Source organism: Streptomyces sp. NPDC051576, assembly GCF_040681835.1.
In the GTDB taxonomy this organism is placed as follows: domain Bacteria; phylum Actinomycetota; class Actinomycetes; order Streptomycetales; family Streptomycetaceae; genus Streptomyces.
The window spans coordinates 315,572-335,556 of sequence record NZ_JBFAZO010000008.1 but is presented as its reverse complement, the minus strand read 5'-3'; the positions used below and the strand labels follow the sequence as shown (position 1 = coordinate 335,556).

Sequence of the window (19,985 nt, the reverse complement as noted above, 5' to 3'; positions counted from 1 at the left end):
CGTCGACACGCCGGTTGACGCCACGGGCTATTCTCCACAACTGAAGGCGCTTCCGTGCAATTTCACGAGGAATTGCACGCACATGGCTTGAAGCGCGCGGCACGCGATGCGGTCCGAGCCGGTGGGTGGCGGGGTCGCGGGCGTGGCGAACGTGAGCGAGGAGACTGCGATGTCATCAGTTCCGAACGGAGTACGGGCGAGTTCACTGGCCGCCCGATGGATCAAGAGCCGGCGCAGCACCGCCGAAGGCAACTGCGTCGAGGTGGCCGTCCTTGACGAGGGCGGCATCGCGGTACGCAACTCCCGTGATCCCGAAGGCCCGGCGCTCGTCTACACACCGGCCGAGATGGCCGCTTTCGTGGCGGGCGCGAAGGACGGCGAGTTCGACCACCTGCTGTGAAGCGGAGCGGGTCGTTCTCACTTCTGTAGACGCCTGCAGCCGGGGTGGGCGGGGTGCGATACTGCGGTTTGTCGTCTGCCGGTTCACGGGGAGTCAGGATGTCCGCGGAGTCACCTCGTATCGCGCGCCTCGAACCGTATCTGAGTCGGACCGAGCCCGCTCCGACCCTGCTGAAGATGCTGGTCGGTGTCCAACTGGCGGGTATGCGCGAGGACTTCGGCCTCGCTCAGGACCAGGCGGCGCGGGCCGTGGGATTCAGCCCGCCGAAGCTGTCGCGCATCGAGTCGGGCAAGGGCCGCCGCCCTCCGGCCGACGCCGACGTCCGCGCGCTGCTGGAGCTGTACAAGGCCGACGAACACGAGGCGCGGGTCCTGCTCGAACTGCTGCGGCGCGCCGGTGAGCCGGGCTGGTGGCAGCGCTACGACAAGCGGCTGATGCCCGAGTGGTTCGACAGGCTGGTCGGCCTGCAGGAGGCGGCCACCGCGATCCGTACCTTCGAAATCCAGTATGTTCCGGGCCTGTTGCAGACCACGGCCTACACCCGGGCGGTCGTGGAACGCGGTCTGCCGACGGCACCGGCCCGCGAGGTGCAGCGCCGTCTCGAACTGCGCACGCGCCGCCGGGAGTTGCTGGACCGCTCGGAGGCCCCGCAACTGTGGGCGATCATCGACGAGTCCGTCCTGCTGCGTGTCCTGGGCGGTCCCGAGGTGATGCGCGAGCAGCTCTTGCACCTCGTCGAGATGGCTCAACGCCCGCGTGTGACCGTGCAGATCGTGCCCCTGGACGTGACGAACGCGTCCGCGCCGGCGATCCCGCTCACCTACCTCCGCTTCGGCGGCCTCGACCTGCCCGACATCGTGTACCTGGAGCACATAAAGAGCGCCGTGTTCCTGGAGGACCGCGACGAGACCGAGGAGTACCGGCTGGCCCTGGACCGGCTCGGTGACGAGGCGCTCAGCCCGCGCGAGTCCCTGGTGCGGCTGCGCGACACCCTGCGCGCGCGTTACGGCACCGGCTGATCCGATGCCGTAACGCGCGGGGAGCCGGCGTGCGGCCCTGGTCTGGTCTATCGGACGCGGCCGACGCCGCCGAACTCGATCCACTCCTGGGTGGCCTGACGGGGAGCCACCTCGCTGTCCGGCCGCCAGGTCGACACCTCCACCAGACCCGGATCGAGGATGTCGAGGCCCTCGAACCACTCCGCGACGTCCTTCTCCTGGCGTACGCGGCCCCAGTGCCCCTGCGTCGCCTTGTCCATGAAGTCGGTCACGAAGTCGCGGACCTCGGGGTCCTCGCTGACCAGTTGGCACATCACCATGCAGCTGCCGGGGACCAGTTGCTCGGAAACCCGGCGCACCACGGCCTGCGGACCGTCGGTGTCGCTGTCCGGGATGCAGTGGAAGACCGAGTTGAACAGCAGGGCGACCGGCTGCGAGAAGTCGATCAGGCGCTTGGTGTCGGGATGGGAGAGGATCCCGTCGGTGTCCCGCATGTCGGCCTGGATGACGGCGGTGCGCTCGTTCTGGTCCAGCAGGGCCCGGCCGTGCACCAGGACCATCGGGTCGCTGTCGACGTACACGACGCGGCTGGCCGGGTCGATCCGCTGCGCGACCTGGTGCACGTTGTCCTGGGTGGGCAGACCTGAGCCGTGGTCGAGGAACTGCCTGATGCCGTAGTCGGTGGCCAGCGTCGCGACCACCCGCTGCAGAAAGCGCCGGTTGTTCACCGCGAGGGCTCGCGTGCTGGGCACGACCTTGTCGAGTTCCTCGCAGGCCGCCCGGTCGGACGCGTAGTTGTCCTTGCCGCCCAGGTAGTGGTCATACATGCGTGCGGCCGTCGGAACGGCGGCATCGATCTTCGTGGACACCTGCTTGTCAGGCTGCATCATTCCCCCAGATCCAAGCCGCGCCGGGTGGACCGGCTCGCCAGGCCACACATCCTAGTGCGGAGACGGCCCACATTCGCCCCGTCAATTACGTTAAGTAGGCGCCGAGTTGCCGAAAGGATGGCTCCGTCGGGTGCTGTACGGCGGATCGTGCCGCTTTTCAACCGCACGTCAGCGTCGGCGTCCCCCAGTCGCCGTGGTCGTTTCCGTTGCCGTCGCCCGCGTCACCGACCTTGAGGTCGACCACCTGGGCGCCGCTGATGTCGACGTCGATCGGTACCGCCGCCTGTCTGCCGCTGATCGTCGGTGTGGTCACCAGGGTCCTGCCGTCGGCGATCACGGAGAACGTCACGGTGCCCGCACCACCTGTCTCGTCGTCGACGCCGACGTCCGCCGTCAACCGGGAGCAGTTTCCGGCGAGGTAGAGGCCGACGTCGCTGACCGAGTTGGTGCCCAGCCCCTTGGCGTAGCCGACGCCGGCGATGGTGATCGGACGGCCGTCACCGGCCGCCTGCTCGCCGACGCTGGTGTCCCGTTCCACCGGGCCCCACCCGTTGGTGGACGACAGGAACGGCAGGTCGCTCACCTCGCTCTCCCCGGCCGGTGGAGCCGGTGGGATGCCGCCGACGATGCGCTCGTCGTCGCCGGCGGCCGGCCGTCCGTTCTGCCGGTAGTGGACCGTGGCGATGAGTGCCGAGGCAGACGGCAGGGTTCCGGTCGGCGGCTGTACCTGCCAGGTGAAGGTGGCGGTGGCGCCAGGTTGCAGGCGCTTGACGGAAGTTGGGCTCGTGGCGCTCGCACTCCAGCCGTCGGGCGTGGCGAGCGACGCCGTCAGTTGGGATGCGGACGGGCGGTCCTCGGGTACCCGTACCGTCGCCCGGGCCGTGAAGGCCTGTCCCGGCTCGGCGGTGTCGGGCACGTTCAGGGCGACGTCGGCTCCCGGGCGCTTCGGCATCGCGTAGCTCCGGGGGTCGTAGCGCGGGCTGTCGTTCTGCGCGACGCGCAGGGAGGAGGCGTAGCTGCCGTAGTTGGTCAGGGAGACCTTGCCGAGGCCGCCCGTGCTGCCGTCGAGGTTCCAGACGGCGATGGCGATGCTGTTGTGGCCGTTGGGGTTCAGGATCCCGTCGGGGACGGGGAACGTGTGCTGCGGGCCGAGGTAGTTGACGTAGTTGCCGACCTGCCAGCCGTTCACGAAGATCGTGGCGCGGTACTTGCGTGACGGGTCGTCGGTGAACGTCAGCCCGAGCGAGGTGTCCTGGCCGTGCGGCAGGTTCAGGGCGGCGTCGGTGCGGTACCAGGAGACCCCGGGGGTGGTGTCGGTCGTCGGCAGGGACACCGGGTTCCAGGTGGCGTCCGGGTAGCCCGGGAGGGACCAGCCGGCCCGTTCGCCGTACAGGCCGCCCGTCGACAGCGGGCCGCGCACGGTGTCCTGGAGGTCCTCGCCGCCGCGCACGCCCTGGAGACGCCAGGTGACGGTCGTCAGCGGGGCGCCGACGAGGGAGGCGCTGGTCAGGCCGCGCGCGGTCTTGTTGCCGTTGGTGGAGTTGTAGTCCTCCTCGTGCCCCATGTTGACGGTGAGCACGGAGATCACGTTGTCGCCCGTGGACTTCACCGAGCCCGCCGGGAAGGCGAAGTCGGCGCTGCCCGTGGTGGAGCTGCCCAGGAATGTGCCGTTGAGCCAGGCGGAGAACGCCTGGGCACCTCCGCCGGAGTCCGAGACCAGGTGAATGCCGCTCTCCTTGCCGGTGGCGCGGAAGCGGCCGCGGTACCAGGTGTTGCCGGTGTGGAAGTCGTAGTCGTCCGCGTAGAGCACCGGCAGCGAGTTGACGCCGGAGACGCTGTTGGTGGTCGACTTGTCGGCGACCTGCCAGGTGGAGTCGTCGAAGCCCGCTGCCGCTTCGGGGGATTCCTCGGCGTGCTTCCAGTTGGTCAGCGTCGGGAGGTGGATCGGTGCGGCCACCGGGATCTTGCCGGTGAGGCTCCCCGTGCCGGTGGCGTTGGTGCCCAATGTCCTGCCGTTCCAAGTAACTTGGGCGGCGGAGGTGAACACCTCGATGTTCTTGTCGTCGGCGTTGTCACCGGTGAGGGCCAGGGTGTGACCGCCATGCGAACTGGTCGCCGTGCGCAGCAGGTGGGTGCCGCGTACGAGCACCGGACCGCTCGCGGTGTCCTGGCGCCAGAAGGTCTTGGCCGTGGCCTTGTCGCCGACGAGCAGGAGCAGCAGGCGCTGTCCGGCGCCGCTGATGGCGACGCGGATCAGACCCTTGTGCGTGTAGTTCAACCGCAGGTCGCCCGTGGCCGCGTCCCAACTGGTCGTGACCGTACCGCCGGTGGCGGTCACGGTGGGCTTGGCGGCGTAGCGCAGGACGGTCTCGCCGTCGCTGCCCTCGTCGCCGTAGAGCACGCCGACGTCCCGGTTGCCGATGGTCGCGCTGGTCATGATCTCGGAGGTCGAGTACTGCAACTGGGCTTCACCGACGCGGTAGTTGGCCACGATCACATGGGAGTCGCGGCCGTCGAGGGTGATCGCGGTACCCGGCTGCTGTGGCACGACCGGGTAGGTCGGTTCGGCGGTTGCGGCCGTGGGCACGTCGATGGCGTCGACGGCCACGTAGTCGTCCGTGGATCCCGAGCTGTGGTTCCCTGCTACGACGATCTTCAGCGTGTGCGCGCCGGGTGCCAGGCCGGTCTTCTGGAAGATCACCGCCTGGCTCTCGCTGCCGGAGTCGTCGACCGTGGCCACCTTGGTTCCGTCGAGGTAGACGTCGGCGTTGCCGTGGTTGTTGGTCTTCGAGCCGATCCAGCGGATCGCGGTGCCGTCGAAGGGGACGGTGAGCGAGTCGCCGGCCTTGTTGGAGAACGACTCGGTGTGCTGGTAATCACCGCCGGTGTAGCTCGTGTTGGCCACATGGGACCACGAACCGCCGTACTGCAGCGCGGAGTCGGGGTCGTCCCACGTGTAGGTGGTGTCGGCGGTCGGCTGGGCGTTGAAGTCCAGCGAGATATGGGTCTTGTCGACTGCGGTGGAGGTGGAGTCGCCGTGCCGCAGGACGTGGAACTGCGTCTTGGTGTCGGGGTTCATGCGGGCGGTGTCGACGATCGCCGAGTCGTCCGGCGGTGTGGCCCTGATCGCCTCGGTCTTGGTGAGCGGGGCCACCGACTGCGTGAAGTACCCGATGAGTTTGTCCTCGTCGTACTTCGGATCGAGCTGGCGGGTCTCGCGGATCGCGGCCCCGTAGTCGTACGACGTGTAGTTCTCCGGCATGCCCAGCCAGCCCCAGTTGGTGCCGCCGTAGGTCATGTAGAAGCTCTGTGCGGTCGCGCCGACGGCGATGTTCTGCTTGTAGAAGACGTTGGCGAACTGGTCGTTGATCAGTTGGGCGCACTTGTCGTAGCCGGGGCCGCCCCAGGGGTCGAAGGCGCCGCCCTGGAACTCCGGTGAGTACAGGGGTTTTCCGGCCGGGTGGTCGTAGCTGATGTCGGGAACGCCGTTCCACGTCGAGGGGTTGGAACAGTCGAAGCCCTGCGGGTAGGAGTCGGGGCCGTCGACGTCCAGCGCGCCGGTACCGGAGTTGAAGGTGCCGTTGTTGTTGCCGGTCAGCGGGACGGTGATGCCGTCGGCGCGGGCCTTGTCCTCCAGGTGCCGCATGTAGGAGCGGCCGGCGTCCGAGCCGTTGTAGTACTCGTTCTCGACCTGATAGGCGATCACCGACCCGGTGCCGTTGGTGAGTTGGTGGCGGGCGATGATGCGGTCGATCTGGGTCAGCCATTCGTCGGCGTACTTCAGGAACTTGGGGTCGTCGCTGCGGTTGTTGCCGGCCTTGGTGGTCAGCCAGCCGGGCAGGCCGCCGCTGTCGACCTCCGCGTTGATGTAGGGCGCCGGGCGGGCGATGACGTAGAGGCCGGCCTCCTGGGCCATGTCGAGGAGCTTATCGACGTCCCGGACGCCACTGAAGTCGTAGACACCCGGCTTCGGCGAGTGGTAGCCCCAATCGAAGTACAACGAGGTCGAGTTGAAGCCGGCGGCCTTCATCTTCTGGAAGATGTCGCGCCACAGGTCCGGGCTGGGGAGGCGGAAGTAGTGGAACTCGCCGGACCACAGATAGGTGCGCTTGCCGTCGACGAGGAAGGAGTAGCCGTCGAGACTCACGGTGTGCGCCTGCGGGCTGACGGCGGGCGTCTGTTCTCCGACGTCCTGTACCGCCGCTCTGGCCGGCGCGGTCATGCCCGCCGCCAGGGCGAAGGTCGCGGCCGTGGCGAGGATGGCCCGCCACCACCGACGGCGACCGGGTCTCGCACCTTCTGAACCGATCCGACTTCCCCGCACTGCGGCCTCCAGACCGACTGGGCGAACAGCATCAAACAGACTCAGGCAAAGCCGAACAGTAAGGGTGTGACAGGCACACCACAATGGGGCGGGAGAACTCGGTCGAGGGGCCGGTTCCCGGGCTCACGTCCGGGAACCGGCCCGGCGTCGTCAGGACCGCCGGCACATCGACTGCGTCATTGACCGAAGCCGTACGCGAACAGGTGGTCGGCGCCCGAGGAGCCCGTCACCGGCAGGGTGATCGAGGCGACCTGCTTGGACGCGTCCAGCGGGACCTTCGTGGCGAAGACATAGGCCTTGACGGTGTCCCGGCCCCCGCTCCCGGTGTTCCGGTAGGCCGTCGTGACAGCGGTCGTGTCCCCCGGGAGGGGCTTGGTGCCGCCGCCGTTGAGCGTCCAGTCCGAGAACCCGATCGTCGCCTGGGCGGTGGTGCCGTCGGTGTAGGTGACGGTCACCGTGCCCGAGACCCCGCTGCCGTCGGTCGGCGCGTTGGTCGCGGTGCCCAGCAGGCCCAGCGAGGCGCCCGATGTGCCGGCCGGCATCGTGATGGTCTGGCCGCCCATCTCCAGGTTGTCCAACTGCCCGGACGTCACCGTCGGCCAGGTGTAGGAGATGCCGTCGGCAGTGACGGTCGAGCCGCTCGTGACGCCCGCCGCCGACAGGGCGTTCTGGGAGAACGCCCAGCCTCCGTTGTCGAAGCCGCCCGAGAAGGTGGTGCCGTCCGGGTAGATGCCCTCGTTGGTGTCGTACGGCCACAGGGCGCCGGCCTTGGCGACGGCCACGCGGAGGGTCGCCCCGCTCAGCGCCGCCCCGGTGCTGTGATCGGTCAGCGCGAAGGTGACCGGGTAGGTTCCCTCGCTCGCGCCCGCCGTGACCTGGACCTTCGCCTCGGCGCTGCCCGTCGCGGGGACCGTCAGCGAGCCGGACGACGTGTCCACCGTGACGCCCGAGGGCGCCGTCGCCTTCCAGTCGACCGTGACTGCCTTGCTGCCGAGGTTGGTCAGGTCGAGCGTGCTGTCACCGGACGCGCCCGGCTGAAGGACCAGCCCGTTGCTGGGACCGGTCGCGGCCAGCACCCGGCCGCCGCCCGTGGTGTCCGACGGCGGTGCCGCCGAAGTGCCGGACGCCCAGGAGGTGTTGGGCCGGCTGCCGAGCGTGAAGTCGAGCGTGCCCGCGCCCTGGAACTGCTGATAGCTCAGCCAGGAGTTGTCCCACGCCTTGCCCTTGACGGCGAGAGCCTGCACGTACGGCGCGTCCGGCGCGGCCTGCGGAGCGTTGATCCCCACGGTCTTGCCGTTGCCGAGGGTCACTTTGGCCACCGGGAACGCCGGGCTGCCGAGCGCCAGGGTGTCCGTGCCCGGGGTCTCCGGGTACATGCCGAGTTCGGACCAGACGTACCAGGAGCTCATCGCGCCGAGGTCGTCGTTGCCGAACGAGCCGACCGGCGCGTTGAAGTACAGGTCCTGCTGGGCCGCGCGGACAGCAGCCTGGGTCTTCCACGGCTGGCCCGTGTAGTCGTACTCCCAGGGGATCTCCACACTGGGCTCGTTGCTCAGGTCGGCGTCGGTGTTGCCGGGATGCGTGATGTCGTCGAGCAGGCTGTCCAGGTAGGACGAGTACGCCTTGGCGCCGCCGCGGGCCTGGATGAGCTGCTGGAGGTTGAAGGGGACCATCGGCGTGTACTGGGCGGAGGTGCCCTCCACGAAGCCGTTGGAGGTGCCGGGGGTGAAACCGCTCGCGAACTGGCCGTCGCTGTTCTTGGCCTGCATGTAGCCGGTCTGCGGGTTGAAGACGTTCATCCAGTCCTGGGCGCGGGTGGCGAACTTCTCGTAGACGGCCGTCTTGCCCAGCGACTTCGCGAACGCGGCCACGGCGTAGTCGGCGGAGTCGTACTCCAGTTGCGTGGAGACCGGGCCGTAGAAGTTGCAGCAGCCGTAGTCGCCCTCGTCCAGCGGGAGATAGCCCTTCGCGTCCCGTACGGACTCGCCGGGGCGGTCGTTGTTCGGGACGGTGGCCTCGTGCTGGAGGGCGGCGAGCGCCTTGGCGGTGTCGAAGTTCGTCGCGCCGAAGGCGTACGCGTCGGCGATGATCCCGGCGGCCGGGTCACCGACCATCACATAGCTCTCGCCGTTGTTCGAGGCCCACTTGGGCAACAGGCCGGTCTGGTCGTATCCGTTGAGCATCGATGTGACGACGTCACCTGCGACCTTGGGCTCGACCATCGCCATCAACTGCGTCTGGGAGCGGTAGGTGTCCCAGCCGGAGTAGTTGGCGTACTGGGCCTTCTGCCCCTTGGCCAGCTTGTGGACCTGGTTGTCCATGCCCATGTACTGCCCGTCGTCGTCGGAGAAGACGTTCGGGTGCAGCAGTGCGTGATAGAGCGCGGTGTAGAACTGCGTCTGCTGGTCCGAGGAGCCGCCACCGACCTGAAGCTTCGTCAACACCCCGTTCCAGGCATCGTGGTTGGCCTTCTCGACGGCGGCGACATCCCACTTCTTGATCTCGGTGGAGAGGTTGTTCGCCGCTCCCACGTCACTCGTGTACGAGATGCCGACCTTCGCGTTCACCGTGGGGTTCGCGGCGGTGTCGAAGGTCAGATACATGCCGTTCGCGCCGGTCGTGGGGGGCTGCGCGGCCTTGGTCGCGGCGGAGGAGCGAGGTGCGGCGCTCGCGGAGGGGGACGGAGTACCGGACTTCTTGTTCCCGCTCGCGTGGATCGTCGGGGCCGGTTTCGCCGGGACGGTGAAGTGCTTCTCCTTCAACGGCGCCGACTTCGAGGTCTTCGGGGCCTGTTGGACCTTTCCTGCCTTGAGCGAGGTCGCGTCGGGGTTGATGGTGCCGCCGACCCAGGTGCCGCTCGCGGTGAACGGCTGGTCGAACTTGATGTCGAAGTGCAGGGTGTACCTGTTGGCGGCACCGCAGAAGTGGCCGCTGTCGATCGCGCCGCTGATCTCCTTGTCGTTCACCACCTGGACGCGGGTTCCGTCGACCTGCGTCGCACCGCCGCTGAGCTTGAACAGCAGGTTCGCCTGCTGCCCCGCGGGGAAGGTGAAACGCCCCAGACCGGCGCGGGTGGTGTCGGTCAACTCGGTCTGGACGCCGTTCGCGTCGGTGACCTTGTAGGAGCCGATCCCCGCCTGCTCGTCGTCGTGGCTGAAGCCCGCGGACGCGTCGCTGAGGTTGCCCGACAGTGCGCCGGTCACCGGCAGGATGGGCAGGTCGCCCGCGACGGGACAGCCGGGGCCCGACACATGGGTGAGGCTGAAGCCGGAGATCTTCTTGTCGTTGTACTCGTAGCCGCCGCCGTCGGGCCGGTCGGGCGTCGTGTCGGGACCCCACTGGACCATGCCGGCCGGCATGTCGGGCCCGGGGAAGGTGTCCACGGCACCGGAGGTGCCGATGAGGGGGTTGACCAGGGCCGCGGGGTCCGTCACCAGAGCCGGCGTCGCGGCACTCGCGGCGGCGGCGCTGCCGATCGCCGGAAGCGGAAGGGCTGCCATGCCCAGAACGCAGATCACGGCGAGGCGTTGGCGGAATCTTGCGCGGTCGGGTCGTGCGGCTGAACGTCGGGGTCTCACCATCGGTTGCCTCCGCAGCAGTTCGTGCTTCGCACATCAGATGCCGGCGCACCGAAAGACACCGGAGTGCCGGCGACAGGCAACGGTTCCGGTCACTCCCACGGCCGGCCTGACAACGTTGCCATGCACGAGTGTCGAGTGAAACGCGTGTGTTGATGGCATGTCAACGAGGTCAACGGGACTTTCTGAAAGCGAAGTTCGCGGGGAGGGGTGGGGGCGGGGCGGCACGGCTCCGGGTTGGAGGTTGAGCTCAACCATCAGCAAGCCTGCGGGAGTTGCGGCCTGCTCGCGGCCACTCCCGCCGCATTACCCAGGACACGCACCGCCACTCGCCGACAACGCACCGTTCACGGATTCCCGTCACACCCGCCCCGCTCACCCTCGGGCGCAAACCCCATCGCAAACGCGCCCCAGAGACGGGGTCCGGCCCGGGAGACGCACCTGTGCAAGACGTGCGGTAGCCATTCCGCCAAGACTTTCCCAGCACTAGGTCAACCCGACGCCGGGAGACGCACGTTACCCGGGTCGACAGCCTTCGACCCTCCGCCGAACCGGGCCTCGGCGGGCAGGGCTCGGGACCGATGGATCCACTCCGTGCGGTCGCGAAGTACGTAAGCGCCCGGAGTCACCCGGGACAGCTCGACGCCAGTCGGGTAGATGTCGGCTACCGGCACTGGAGGTCCAAGTCGACGTGCGCCCAGGTGAGTTACCGACTCGGAAGCCAGCACGCCAGGACCACGCCGTACGACAATCGCGCCGTCCGCTCCGAAGAATCCACCCTCGCTGCAGCCATCAACAGACCGCTGCGACAAACCAGTCCACGAAGTCCACCGGCCCCCTCACCACCCCTTCGCCGCACGCACCGAGTACACCTGCGGGACCCCCAACCCCTCAGGAAGCCGGAAGTGCCCATGGCCGTGCTCGTGCAGGAACTCCACTCGAAGGCCGGCGGCAGCCAGCGCGCTGACCACATCGCCGATGCCATGCCGCCACTCGACAGTCAGCGTCGCGGAGGTCAGGGCACCGGGGTCGGCGTACGTGCCGGGCTCGTCGACGACGATGGGGGCGCGCCGGAAGTAGTCGCCCTCGATGGAACGGCCGTCCTCGGCCAGGACATCTGCGAAGGGGTGGAACTCCGCCAGATAGAGAAAGCCTCCCGGCGCGACGAGCGCGGCCGCCGTCTGCGCCCACCGGGTTATGTCCGGAAGCCAGCACAGCGCGCCGAATCCGGTGTAGACGGTGTCGAAGGTCTGCCCGTCAAGCGCGGCTACGGCGTCGTACACGTCGGCGGTCACGAAGCGGGCATCGGCGGCAGCGCCGATCCGCGCGGCGAGGTCCCTGGCCACGTCGACGGCGGGCGCGGAGAAGTCGAGGCCGGTGACGACGGCTCCGCGCCGATACCAGGAGAGCGTGTCCAGGCCGATGTGGCACTGGAGGTGAAGCAGCGTCCTGCCGGCGACATCACCGACCTCGGCGAGTTCGAAGTCCCGGAGCGTGTCCCCGCCCGCGACGAAGCCGGGAAGGTCGTAGAACGGGCCGGCGACGTGAATCGGAACGCGTTCGTCCCAGTTGGCGCGGTTGGCCGCGCGCCAGTCGGCGGCGTCCGGGGTGATCGTCATGGCGGCCAACGTAGTCAGGCGGCTGGATCGCGATCAACGCGTTTTAGCGCTGCGGGAGTTGACCCGGGCCGATGCGAACGGAGCCCAGGGCGGGCCCAGTTGGTCTAGTCCTCTTGACGGAGGGTTCTGCGAGCTGTTTGGTATGTACCAATACCCTTCACGGCTCTCACCTCCACCCCCACCACTCCGCCCCGACGGGCATCCCGAGAGGTGTCACTGTCATGCACCTTGCAAGACTGGCGGCTTCCGTGTCCGCCCTCGCGCTCTCGCTCACCGGCGCCACCGTCGCCCTGGCCCCCGCGAGCAGCGCCGCAGCGAGCAGCGTCTACTCCGTGGCTCCCTACGTCGACATGTCGAACAGTCAGGAAGGTCTGCTCGACACCGCCATCACCGGACACCACCTGAAGGCGTACACAGCGGCCTTCGTACTCGGCGTCGGCTGCACGCAGATATGGGGCGACACGCTCCCCATCGGCAACGACTCCTACACCGACCCCGAGATCGCCAGGGCGAAGTCCGAGGGCGCCTCCGTCATCGTCTCCTCCGGCGGAGCCAGCGGTGAGCCGCTCGCCTGGACGTGCTCGAACCAGAGCAGCATCGACGCCGGATACCAGGCCATCATCAACGACTACGGCGTCACCCAGCTCGACTTCGACATCGAAGGCGCCGCGATCGCGGACACCGCGGCCGCGGCCCGCCAGATGCAGGCGATGAAGGACCTCAAGGCGTCCAACCCCAACCTGCAGTTCTCCATGACCCTGCCGGTGCTGACGAGCGGGCTCACGGGTGACGGCGTCAACATCCTCAAGGCCGCGAAGAACGCGGGCGTCAAGATCGACGTGGTCAACATCATGGCCATGGACTACTACGCGGGCACCGGCACCGAGATGGGCCAGGGCGCGGTCTCCGCGGCCAAGGCCACCCTGGCGCAGATGCAGTCCGTCGACTCCGGTTACACCTACGCCAACCTCGGCATCACTCCGATGATCGGCAAGAACGACGACGGTTCCACCTTCACCCTGGCGGATGCCCAGACGGTGGAGAGCTTCGCCGCGCAGAACGGTGTCGGGCGGCTCGCGTTCTGGGCGATCACCCGGGACCAGGCGTGCGGCGGAAGCGCCAACTCGCTGCCCACGTGCAGTGAGATCAGCCAGAACAGCCTCGCGTTCACCGACGCGTTCGTGCCCTACGAGGGCAGCTCGGGCGGCGGCGGAGGCACCACCACCGACTTCTCCCTGTCCCTGTCACCGGGCTCCGCCTCGGTCGCCCAGGGCGCTTCGGCGACCACGGCCGTGTCCACCGCCGTCACCTCCGGCAGCGCCGAGTCCGTCGGCCTCTCCGCCTCGGGCGCTCCCTCCGGCGTGAGTGTCTCCTTCAGCCCGGGATCCGTGACATCCGGCGGGAGTTCGACACTGACGGCGACGGTCGGCTCGTCCGTGGCCGCCGGTACCTATCCGATCACCGTCACCGGCACCGCCGCGAGCGGCAGCCACAGCGCGACCTACACGCTCACGGTCACCAGCAGTGGAAGCGGCGGGGGTGGAGGGGGCTCGCTGGCCAACGCCGGCTTCGAGACCGGCAGCCTCAGCCCCTGGACCTGCACGGGCGGCAGTGCGGTGGTCTCGACGCCGGTCCACAGCGGCAGCCACAGTCTCCAGGTCACCCCGAGCTCCAGCGGCACCGGCGAATGCGACCAGAGCGTCGCCCTGTCCCCCAACACGACCTACACGCTCACCGCCTGGGTGCAGGGCCCGTACGCCTACCTCGGTGTCACGGGCGGCGCCTCCGCGAGCACCTGGTCGAACAGCTCGACCTGGAACCAGCTCAAGGTCAGCTTCACCACCGGCAGCAGTGGCGCGGTCAGCGTCTACGTCCACGGCTGGTACGGCCAATCCAACGTCAACGCCGACGACTTCACCCTCGCCTGAGGGCACCGAGGACGAGATCTAACGGCTCCTGCGCACCCGGGCCGCCGCGCGGGCCTCCGCGGCCTTACGGGCCTCGGCGGCCTTGCGGGACTCCTTGGCGGGGCGGCCCGGACGGGTGCCGATGCCTCGGAAGGGGGCGTTGCCGCCGCTGGCCTTGGGCGCGGTCGGCGGGCGTTTGGCGCCGGTGATGGCGGTCAGCTTCTCCTCGCCCGAGCGCACCTGTGTGGCGGTCGGACGGATGCCGGCGTCGGACATCATCCGGTTCACCTCGCGCCGTTGGCCTTGGGTGACCAGGGTGACCACGCGCCCGGACTCCCCGGCGCGTGCCGTGCGGCCGGCCCGGTGCAGGTAGTCCTTGGCGTCGGCGGGCGGGTCGACATTGACGACGAGGTCGAGCGCGTCGATGTGGATGCCGCGGGCGGCGACGTTGGTGGCCACCAGTACGGTGACCTCGCCGTTCTTGAACTGGGCGAGCGTGTGCGTGCGTTGGGGCTGCGACTTGCCGCTGTGCAGGGCGGCGGCCCGTACCCCGCTGGCCCGCAGGTGGCGGGTGAACTGGTCCACACCGGCCTTGGTGTCCAGGAACATCAGCACCCGGCCGTCCCTCGCGGCGATCTCGGTCGCCGTCGCGTACTTGTCGGCGCCGTGGATGTTCAGCACGTGGTGTTCCATCGTCGTGACCGAGCCCGCGGCCTGGTCGACGGACGCCACGACCGGGTCGTGAAGGTAGTTCTGGACCAGTTGGTCGACATCGCGGTCGAGCGTGGCCGAGAACAGGAGCCGTTGCCCGTCGGGGCGGACCTGGTCCAGGATCTCCGAGACCTGTGGCAGGAACCCCAGGTCGCACATCTGGTCCGCCTCGTCCAGGACCGTGATCCGCACCTGGTTGAGGTGGCAGTCCCGGCGCGACACGAGATCGGCCAGCCGTCCCGGCGTCGCGACGACCACCTCGGCGCCGGTGCGCAGCAGCGCGGTCTGCCGGTTGATCGACAGGCCGCCTACCACCGTCGCCAGCCGCACACCCATCGTCTGCGCGTACGGCGCCAGCGCGTCGGCCACCTGCTGTGCGAGCTCCCGGGTCGGCACCAGGACCAGCGCGAGCGGTCGCTTCGACTCCGCCCGCAGGCCCGCGGTCCGCACAAGCAGCGCGAGCCCGAAAGCCAGCGTCTTGCCGGAGCCGGTGCGCGCCCGGCCCAGGACATCCCGGCCGGCCAGCGCGTCGGGCAGAGTCGCCGCCTGGATCGGGAAGGGCTCCGTCACCCCGAGGCCGGTCATCGTCCCGACCAGTTCGGGCGGCAGCCCGAGCGCGTCGAACGAAGCGGCGGGCGGCCGACCCGCCGGTGCCGTCCCCGGTGCTGCCGGAGACCCGTGCTCGTCGGCACGGGAGAATCCGGACGCCGGCGGCTTCGCGTTCATGGAGAACCTTCCTCGGTCTGATGGCCACAACGCGCCGGGGCCCGTACCCCTTGGTACGGGCCCCGGCTGCGTCGAAGCGTTGCCCCATTTTACCAGCGGACGCCCGGGGCACCGGCCGCTCAGGGGGCTTCGCCATACTGGCCCCATGCCGCAGCCGCAGCTCGCCGTGGAACCCGAACCGATAACGGCCGATCCCCCGCACACCGCGGACCGGCCCCTCCTCACCCAGTCCTGGCTCGATCTGGCCTTCCTCCACTGGGCCGCCGACCCGGCGGACGTCGCCCCGCTGCTGCCTGCCGGTACCCGGCCGGACACTCTGCACGGCACCACCTACGTCGGTCTCGTCGCCTTCCGGATGCACCGCGTCGGATGGTTCCGTCTTCCCGGTGTCCCCTACCTCGGCACCTTCCCGGAGACCAATGTCCGCCTCTACTCGGTGGACGCCCACGGCCGACGCGGCGTGGTCTTCCGCTCCCTGGACGCCTCCCGCCTGATCCCCGTCGCCGTCGGCCGGACCGCGTTCCGGTTGCCGTACGTCTGGTCGCGGATGGAGATCCGCCGCGAGGGCACCGCGGTCACCTACACCAGCAGGCGGCGCTGGCCCGGTCCCCGCAGTGCGCACAGCAGCCTCGCGATACGGATCGGCGAGCGGGTGCAGGATCCGACCGAACTCGAACACTTCCTCACCGCCCGCTGGGGCATGCACAGCGCCTTCTTCGGCCGCTCCCGCTATCTGCCGAACACACATCCCCGCTGGCCGCTGCACCGGGCCGACCTTCTGCACTGCGAGGAGAACCTCGTGACCACGGCCGGCCTGCCCGCCCCGGCCGGGCCACCGGTCAGCGTCCTCTACTCCCCCGGGGTCCCGGTCCGCTTCACCCGCCCACCCCGCGCTTCGGCCGGCATCGCCACGCCTTGAGGTCCGGGTCCCACGCGGCACTGCCGTGAGCTCGCATCACACCCTGCACATCCACAACATCCGAGGTCAGAGCGCCGTAGCGGCCCTCACCAGGAAGTTCTCCGGAACTCCTGCGCACGGTCCGGCACCCGCATAGCGTGCGGATGCCGGACCGCACACGCGTTCCCGCGGTCCACACCTTTTGGGGCCCACGACCCGCTAGGAGACCTTGGGATGTCCTCCGACAGTTCCGAGTTATACCCGCTTCAGCACCGGTCCGGACGGCACGCCTCCCCCACCCCTGCACCGCGGTCGCCGACCCCGGAGATCGAGCGTCGACCGGTGGTCCGCGCTCGTTCTTGGACGGGACCGCACCGCGATCTGCGGCTGCTGCGCCGGGCCTGCCGCTGGCAGCGGCGGGTGGCCGCGTTCGCCGCGCTCGGCTACTTCGCCGTCTTCCTCACCCTCACCGTCGAAGTCCCCTCCGTGATGACCCGTCCAGCCCCTGGCGGTCTGCCCGCCGGGCTGTTCCTGGCGCTGGTGCAGGTCCCTGTCACCTGGTTGGCCGTCATTTTCTACGAGACCACCGCGCGCCGGTTCGTCGATCCGCTCGCCCGCCGGGTGCGCCGACAGGCCGCCCAGGCTCGTGAAGGGGAGGCGTCGTGACGGACTTCAAGGGCGCCGCGCAGTCCTGGTCCCTCGTGGCGTTCTGCAGTGTCGTGACCCTCACGCTCCTGCTGTGTGTGATCACCGGTCCCGACCGGGAGGACCTCGACGAGTTCTACACCGGCTACCGCTTCCTGTCGCCGCTGCGCAACGGCCTGGCCATCGCCGGTGACTACATCTCCGCGGCCACCGTCCTCACGGTCGGCGGGATCATCGCGCTGTGCGGCTACGACGGTGTCGTACTGGCCCTGAGCACCCTGCTCTCGCTCCTACTCCTGATGTTCCTGCTGGCCGAACCGCTGCATCACACGGGCAGGTTCACGATGGGTGATGTGCTCGGGCGCCGTATGCCCGGCCGCGCGGTGCGTATCACCGCGTGCCTGGTCACCCTCGCGGCGCTGGTGCCCATGATGGTGGTGCAACTGGCCGGTGTGGGGCAGCTGTTGGCGTTCATCCTCGGCTTCGACGACAGTGCCATGCGCACCGGGTGCGTAGTGGGGGCCGGCGCGTTGATGATCACGTATGCCGCCATCGGGGGCATGCGAGGGACCGCGCTGATCCAGATCCTGAAGACGGTGATCCTCCTCGGGTCCGGGCTGGTCGTCGCCGCACTCATCCTGCACACCTTCGGCTGGAGCCCCCGGACCCTCTTCCAGAGCGCCGCGGAGAACAGCGGCGCCGGCCCCAACTACCTGCGCTACGGCCTCCAGTTCGCGGGCGGCGAGCATCCCGCCCTCGACATGGTGAGCACGCAGTGCGCGATCGTGCTGGGCGGCGCCTGTCTGCCGCACGTCACCATGCGGATGTACACCGCCGGCAGCACCCGTCAGGTGCGCCGGGCGATGTCCTGGGCGGTCTCGGCGGTCGCCCTGTTCATGGCGGTCATGACCGTCGTGGCCGTGGGCGCCACCGCCCTCATCGGCGGGAAGACCATCGCGGCGGCGGACCCGCGCGGCAACACCGCCTATCTCCTCGGGGCGCGGGCCGCGTTCGGTACTGATCTCTCCCGCGCGGAGGGCCTGTTGTTCACCACCGTCACCACGGCCATCTTCCTGACCCTGCTGGCGTCCGTGGCCAGCATGACGCTGGCGTGCGCCAACTCCCTTGCCCACGACGTCGTCGCCCGCACCGGCACGCCGCCGCTGCGTGAGATGGCGCTGGCACGGCTGGCCGCGCTCGCTGTCGGCGTCCCGGTGATCGGGCTGGCGGTGCTGGCCCAGCACCGCAGTCTGCAGCCGCTCGCCATCGTGTCCTTCTGCCTGGGCGCCTCGGCCATCGCCCCGGCTCTGGTCTACGGCCTCTTCTGGCGCCGCTACACGCGGACCGGCCTGCTGTGGACACTCATCGGCGGCAGCGTCAGCGTGCTCGTCCTGATGACCGGCACCAACCTTGTCTCCGGCTCACCTCAATCGGCTTTCCCCGAGGCCGACTTCAACTGGTTCCCGTTCACGACCACGGCTCTGGTGTCGGTCCCGGTCGGTTTCCTGTGCGGTCTGCTCGGAACGGTCCTGTCGGGCCGTAGGGCCACCGCGCGCGAACGCAACCGCTACGAAGCCATCGAGCCGGTCCTGCTGGCCGGGCCGTCGCATCCTCGGAGCGGATGACGGCGGTGACGCCGGGTCCGGGTCCCGGAGGCCGTTCCGGGAGCCCGGTGCCCGGCTCGGTCATCCGGTGGCGAACTCCCGCAGTGTGTCCGGGGATCCGTTGAACCTGTCGTGGTCGCCGACCGTTGCCCCGGAAGAGGTGTACTGCCACATCGTGTACGCCGACCAGCCCGCCGGGAGCGTCCCCGCCGAGGAGGCGTACCGGGCGACCCAGAGCGGGTTGGTGGAGCCGAAGCCGCGGTAGCCGCCCGTGCAACTCGTCCACCAACTGGTGGAGGTGTAGATGACGGCGTCGCGGCCGGTACGGGCCTTGTAGCGCTTCAGGAAGTCACCGATCCAGCTGACCATTCCGCTGGTGGACTTGCCGTAGCAGGAATCCCCGTAGGGGTTCCACTCGATGTCGAGAGCCCCGGGGAGGGTGCGGCCGTCGCCGGACCAGCCGCCGCCGTGGTCGACGAAGTAGTCGGCCTGCGCGGTGCCGCTGCTGGAGTCCGGCGTGGCGAAGTGGTACGCCCCGTGGACCATGCCGACGCCGTACGCGCCGCCGTACTGCCCGGCGAAGTACGGGTTCTGGTAGGAGGTGCCTTCGGTGGCCTTCGTGTAGGCCCATCTGGTGCCGCTGCTCCACAGGGTGGACCAGGCGACGTCGCGCTGGTGGCTGGAGACGTCGACGCCCTCGGTCTGCCCGGCCCGGGTGGCCGGGGGTATCGCGTCGGGCGTACCGGCTGTGCCTTCGTGGGCCATGACGCCCATGCCCATGTAGGCGCTGCCGCGTATCGGCGTGGGGGCGGTCGCCGCGGGCGCGGCGGGCACGGCGGCCCCGGTGAGGAGGAGTCCGGACAGGATCACGGTCAGGCGCAGGCGTGAGCGGCTGTACCGGGAACGGGATGACGTGTTTGATATGGATCTTCGCACGCCCTCCATCTGACCGTCGGGCGTGCGGTGTCGCACGTCATGTACCGCCAATGGCACCATTCCCGTCCCGGTGACGGCGACCGCTGTCCGGGCAACTGGTGGCTGTCAGCCGGGCGGTGCGAGGTACTCGCGGACCCGCCCGATGGACCAGACCTCGCCGATCTTGTGGCCGATGTCGAAGAGGTTCGCCGCGTGGACCGCCGGATCGCGGTCGCCGACGGCCTCCTCGACCACGACGGGCACGAACCCGTGCTGCATGGCGTCCAGGGCGGTGGCGCGGACGCAGCCGCTCGTCGACAGTCCCCCGATGACGAGGGTGTCGATCCCGATGGCCGTGAGACGGGCGGCCAGCCCGGTGCCGAAGAAGGCGCTCGGGCTCTGTTTCGTCACGGTCAGTTCGTCCGCCGCCGGGGCCAGCCCTTCGATGAAGTCACCGAAAGGGCTGCCCTCGACGAACGCCCGCAGGGCCGGCACCTTGCGGAGGAAGACGCCGCCGTCGCTGCCGTCCGCCCGCAGCCGCACCCGTGTGACGATCACCGGAATCCCGGCCCGGCGCGCGTCGGACAGCAGCACCTTCATCGCGTCGACGGCCGCTTCGACGCCGGCGTAGAGCGGGCACTCGGGATCGACGTAGGCACGGGCGGGATCCACCAGGAGGAGAGCGGGGGCGGAACCGGGGGTGAGCCGCCCGCCGAGCCCGGCGCGCTCGTAGTCCTCCTCCTGGGAACCGGCCATGATGACGCCTTTCG

At 69.3% G+C, this 19,985-nt stretch carries 13 protein-coding genes; 6 read left to right on the top strand and 7 right to left on the bottom strand.

The genetic code is table 11. The annotated features are described in order from the left end of the window. Positions 1-169 precede the first annotated feature (169 nt). Entirely contained in the window at positions 170-400 is a 231-nt protein-coding gene (locus AB0M63_RS27110) for a DUF397 domain-containing protein (protein ID WP_355908911.1), read from the top strand. A gap of 98 nt (positions 401-498) precedes the next feature. Further along, the gene (locus AB0M63_RS27105) at positions 499-1,419 is read left to right on the top strand and encodes a helix-turn-helix transcriptional regulator (protein ID WP_355908908.1); all 921 of its coding nucleotides are present in this window, start codon (positions 499-501) and stop codon (positions 1,417-1,419) included. Positions 1,420-1,466: 47 nt separating this feature from the next. On the opposite strand, the gene AB0M63_RS27100 is transcribed toward AB0M63_RS27105, so the two are convergent. From AB0M63_RS27100 to AB0M63_RS27085, 4 genes are all read right to left on the bottom strand, one after another. Continuing rightward, positions 1,467-2,285, bottom strand: coding sequence for an SAM-dependent methyltransferase (locus AB0M63_RS27100; protein WP_366021320.1), 819 nt, complete (start codon positions 2,283-2,285; stop codon positions 1,467-1,469). A 160-nt stretch (positions 2,286-2,445) separates the two neighbouring features. Continuing rightward, positions 2,446-6,612 (bottom strand): beta-galactosidase, encoded by a 4,167-nt coding sequence (locus AB0M63_RS27095; protein ID WP_366021225.1) that lies wholly within the window; start codon positions 6,610-6,612, stop codon positions 2,446-2,448. 176 nt (positions 6,613-6,788) lie between these two features. Beyond that, positions 6,789-10,112, bottom strand: coding sequence for a lectin (locus tag AB0M63_RS27090; protein WP_366021224.1), 3,324 nt, complete (start codon positions 10,110-10,112; stop codon positions 6,789-6,791). 917 nt (positions 10,113-11,029) lie between these two features. After that, positions 11,030-11,809: a class I SAM-dependent methyltransferase gene (locus tag AB0M63_RS27085; RefSeq protein ID WP_366021223.1), complete on the bottom strand. Its 780-nt coding sequence runs from the start codon at positions 11,807-11,809 to the stop codon at positions 11,030-11,032. Between the two features lie 221 nt (positions 11,810-12,030). Between AB0M63_RS27085 and AB0M63_RS27080 the strand changes: the two genes are divergently transcribed. Then, positions 12,031-13,737, top strand: a complete 1,707-nt coding sequence (locus tag AB0M63_RS27080; RefSeq protein WP_366021222.1) for a carbohydrate binding domain-containing protein — start codon at positions 12,031-12,033, stop codon at positions 13,735-13,737. A gap of 18 nt (positions 13,738-13,755) precedes the next feature. Here AB0M63_RS27080 and AB0M63_RS27075 read toward each other — a convergent pair whose 3' ends face one another. Continuing rightward, positions 13,756-15,153, bottom strand: coding sequence for a DEAD/DEAH box helicase (locus AB0M63_RS27075; RefSeq protein WP_355908893.1), 1,398 nt, complete (start codon positions 15,151-15,153; stop codon positions 13,756-13,758). Positions 15,154-15,298: 145 nt separating this feature from the next. On the opposite strand from AB0M63_RS27075, the gene AB0M63_RS27070 reads away from it, so the two are divergent. The 3 genes from AB0M63_RS27070 to AB0M63_RS27060 all read left to right on the top strand — a co-directional run bounded on the left by AB0M63_RS27070 (position 15,299) and on the right by AB0M63_RS27060 (position 18,321). Beyond that, on the top strand, positions 15,299-16,072 hold the full coding sequence (locus tag AB0M63_RS27070; protein ID WP_355908890.1) for a DUF2071 domain-containing protein: 774 nt from the start codon (positions 15,299-15,301) through the stop codon (positions 16,070-16,072). Positions 16,073-16,285: 213 nt separating this feature from the next. Then, positions 16,286-16,717, top strand: a complete 432-nt coding sequence (locus tag AB0M63_RS27065; protein ID WP_355908887.1) for a DUF485 domain-containing protein — start codon at positions 16,286-16,288, stop codon at positions 16,715-16,717. Beyond that, positions 16,714-18,321: a cation acetate symporter gene (locus AB0M63_RS27060; protein ID WP_355908884.1), complete on the top strand. Its 1,608-nt coding sequence runs from the start codon at positions 16,714-16,716 to the stop codon at positions 18,319-18,321. The genes AB0M63_RS27065 and AB0M63_RS27060 overlap by 4 nt, the downstream gene beginning before the upstream one ends. A 60-nt stretch (positions 18,322-18,381) precedes the next feature. Here AB0M63_RS27060 and AB0M63_RS27055 read toward each other — a convergent pair whose 3' ends face one another. Both AB0M63_RS27055 and AB0M63_RS27050 read right to left on the bottom strand, forming a co-directional pair. Then, positions 18,382-19,245, bottom strand: coding sequence for a lysozyme (locus AB0M63_RS27055; RefSeq protein ID WP_366021319.1), 864 nt, complete (start codon positions 19,243-19,245; stop codon positions 18,382-18,384). A 96-nt stretch (positions 19,246-19,341) separates the two neighbouring features. Further along, a complete protein-coding gene (locus AB0M63_RS27050) occupies positions 19,342-19,971 on the bottom strand; it encodes an isochorismatase family protein (RefSeq protein WP_366021221.1) in 630 nt (209 codons plus the stop codon). Positions 19,972-19,985 lie beyond the last annotated feature (14 nt).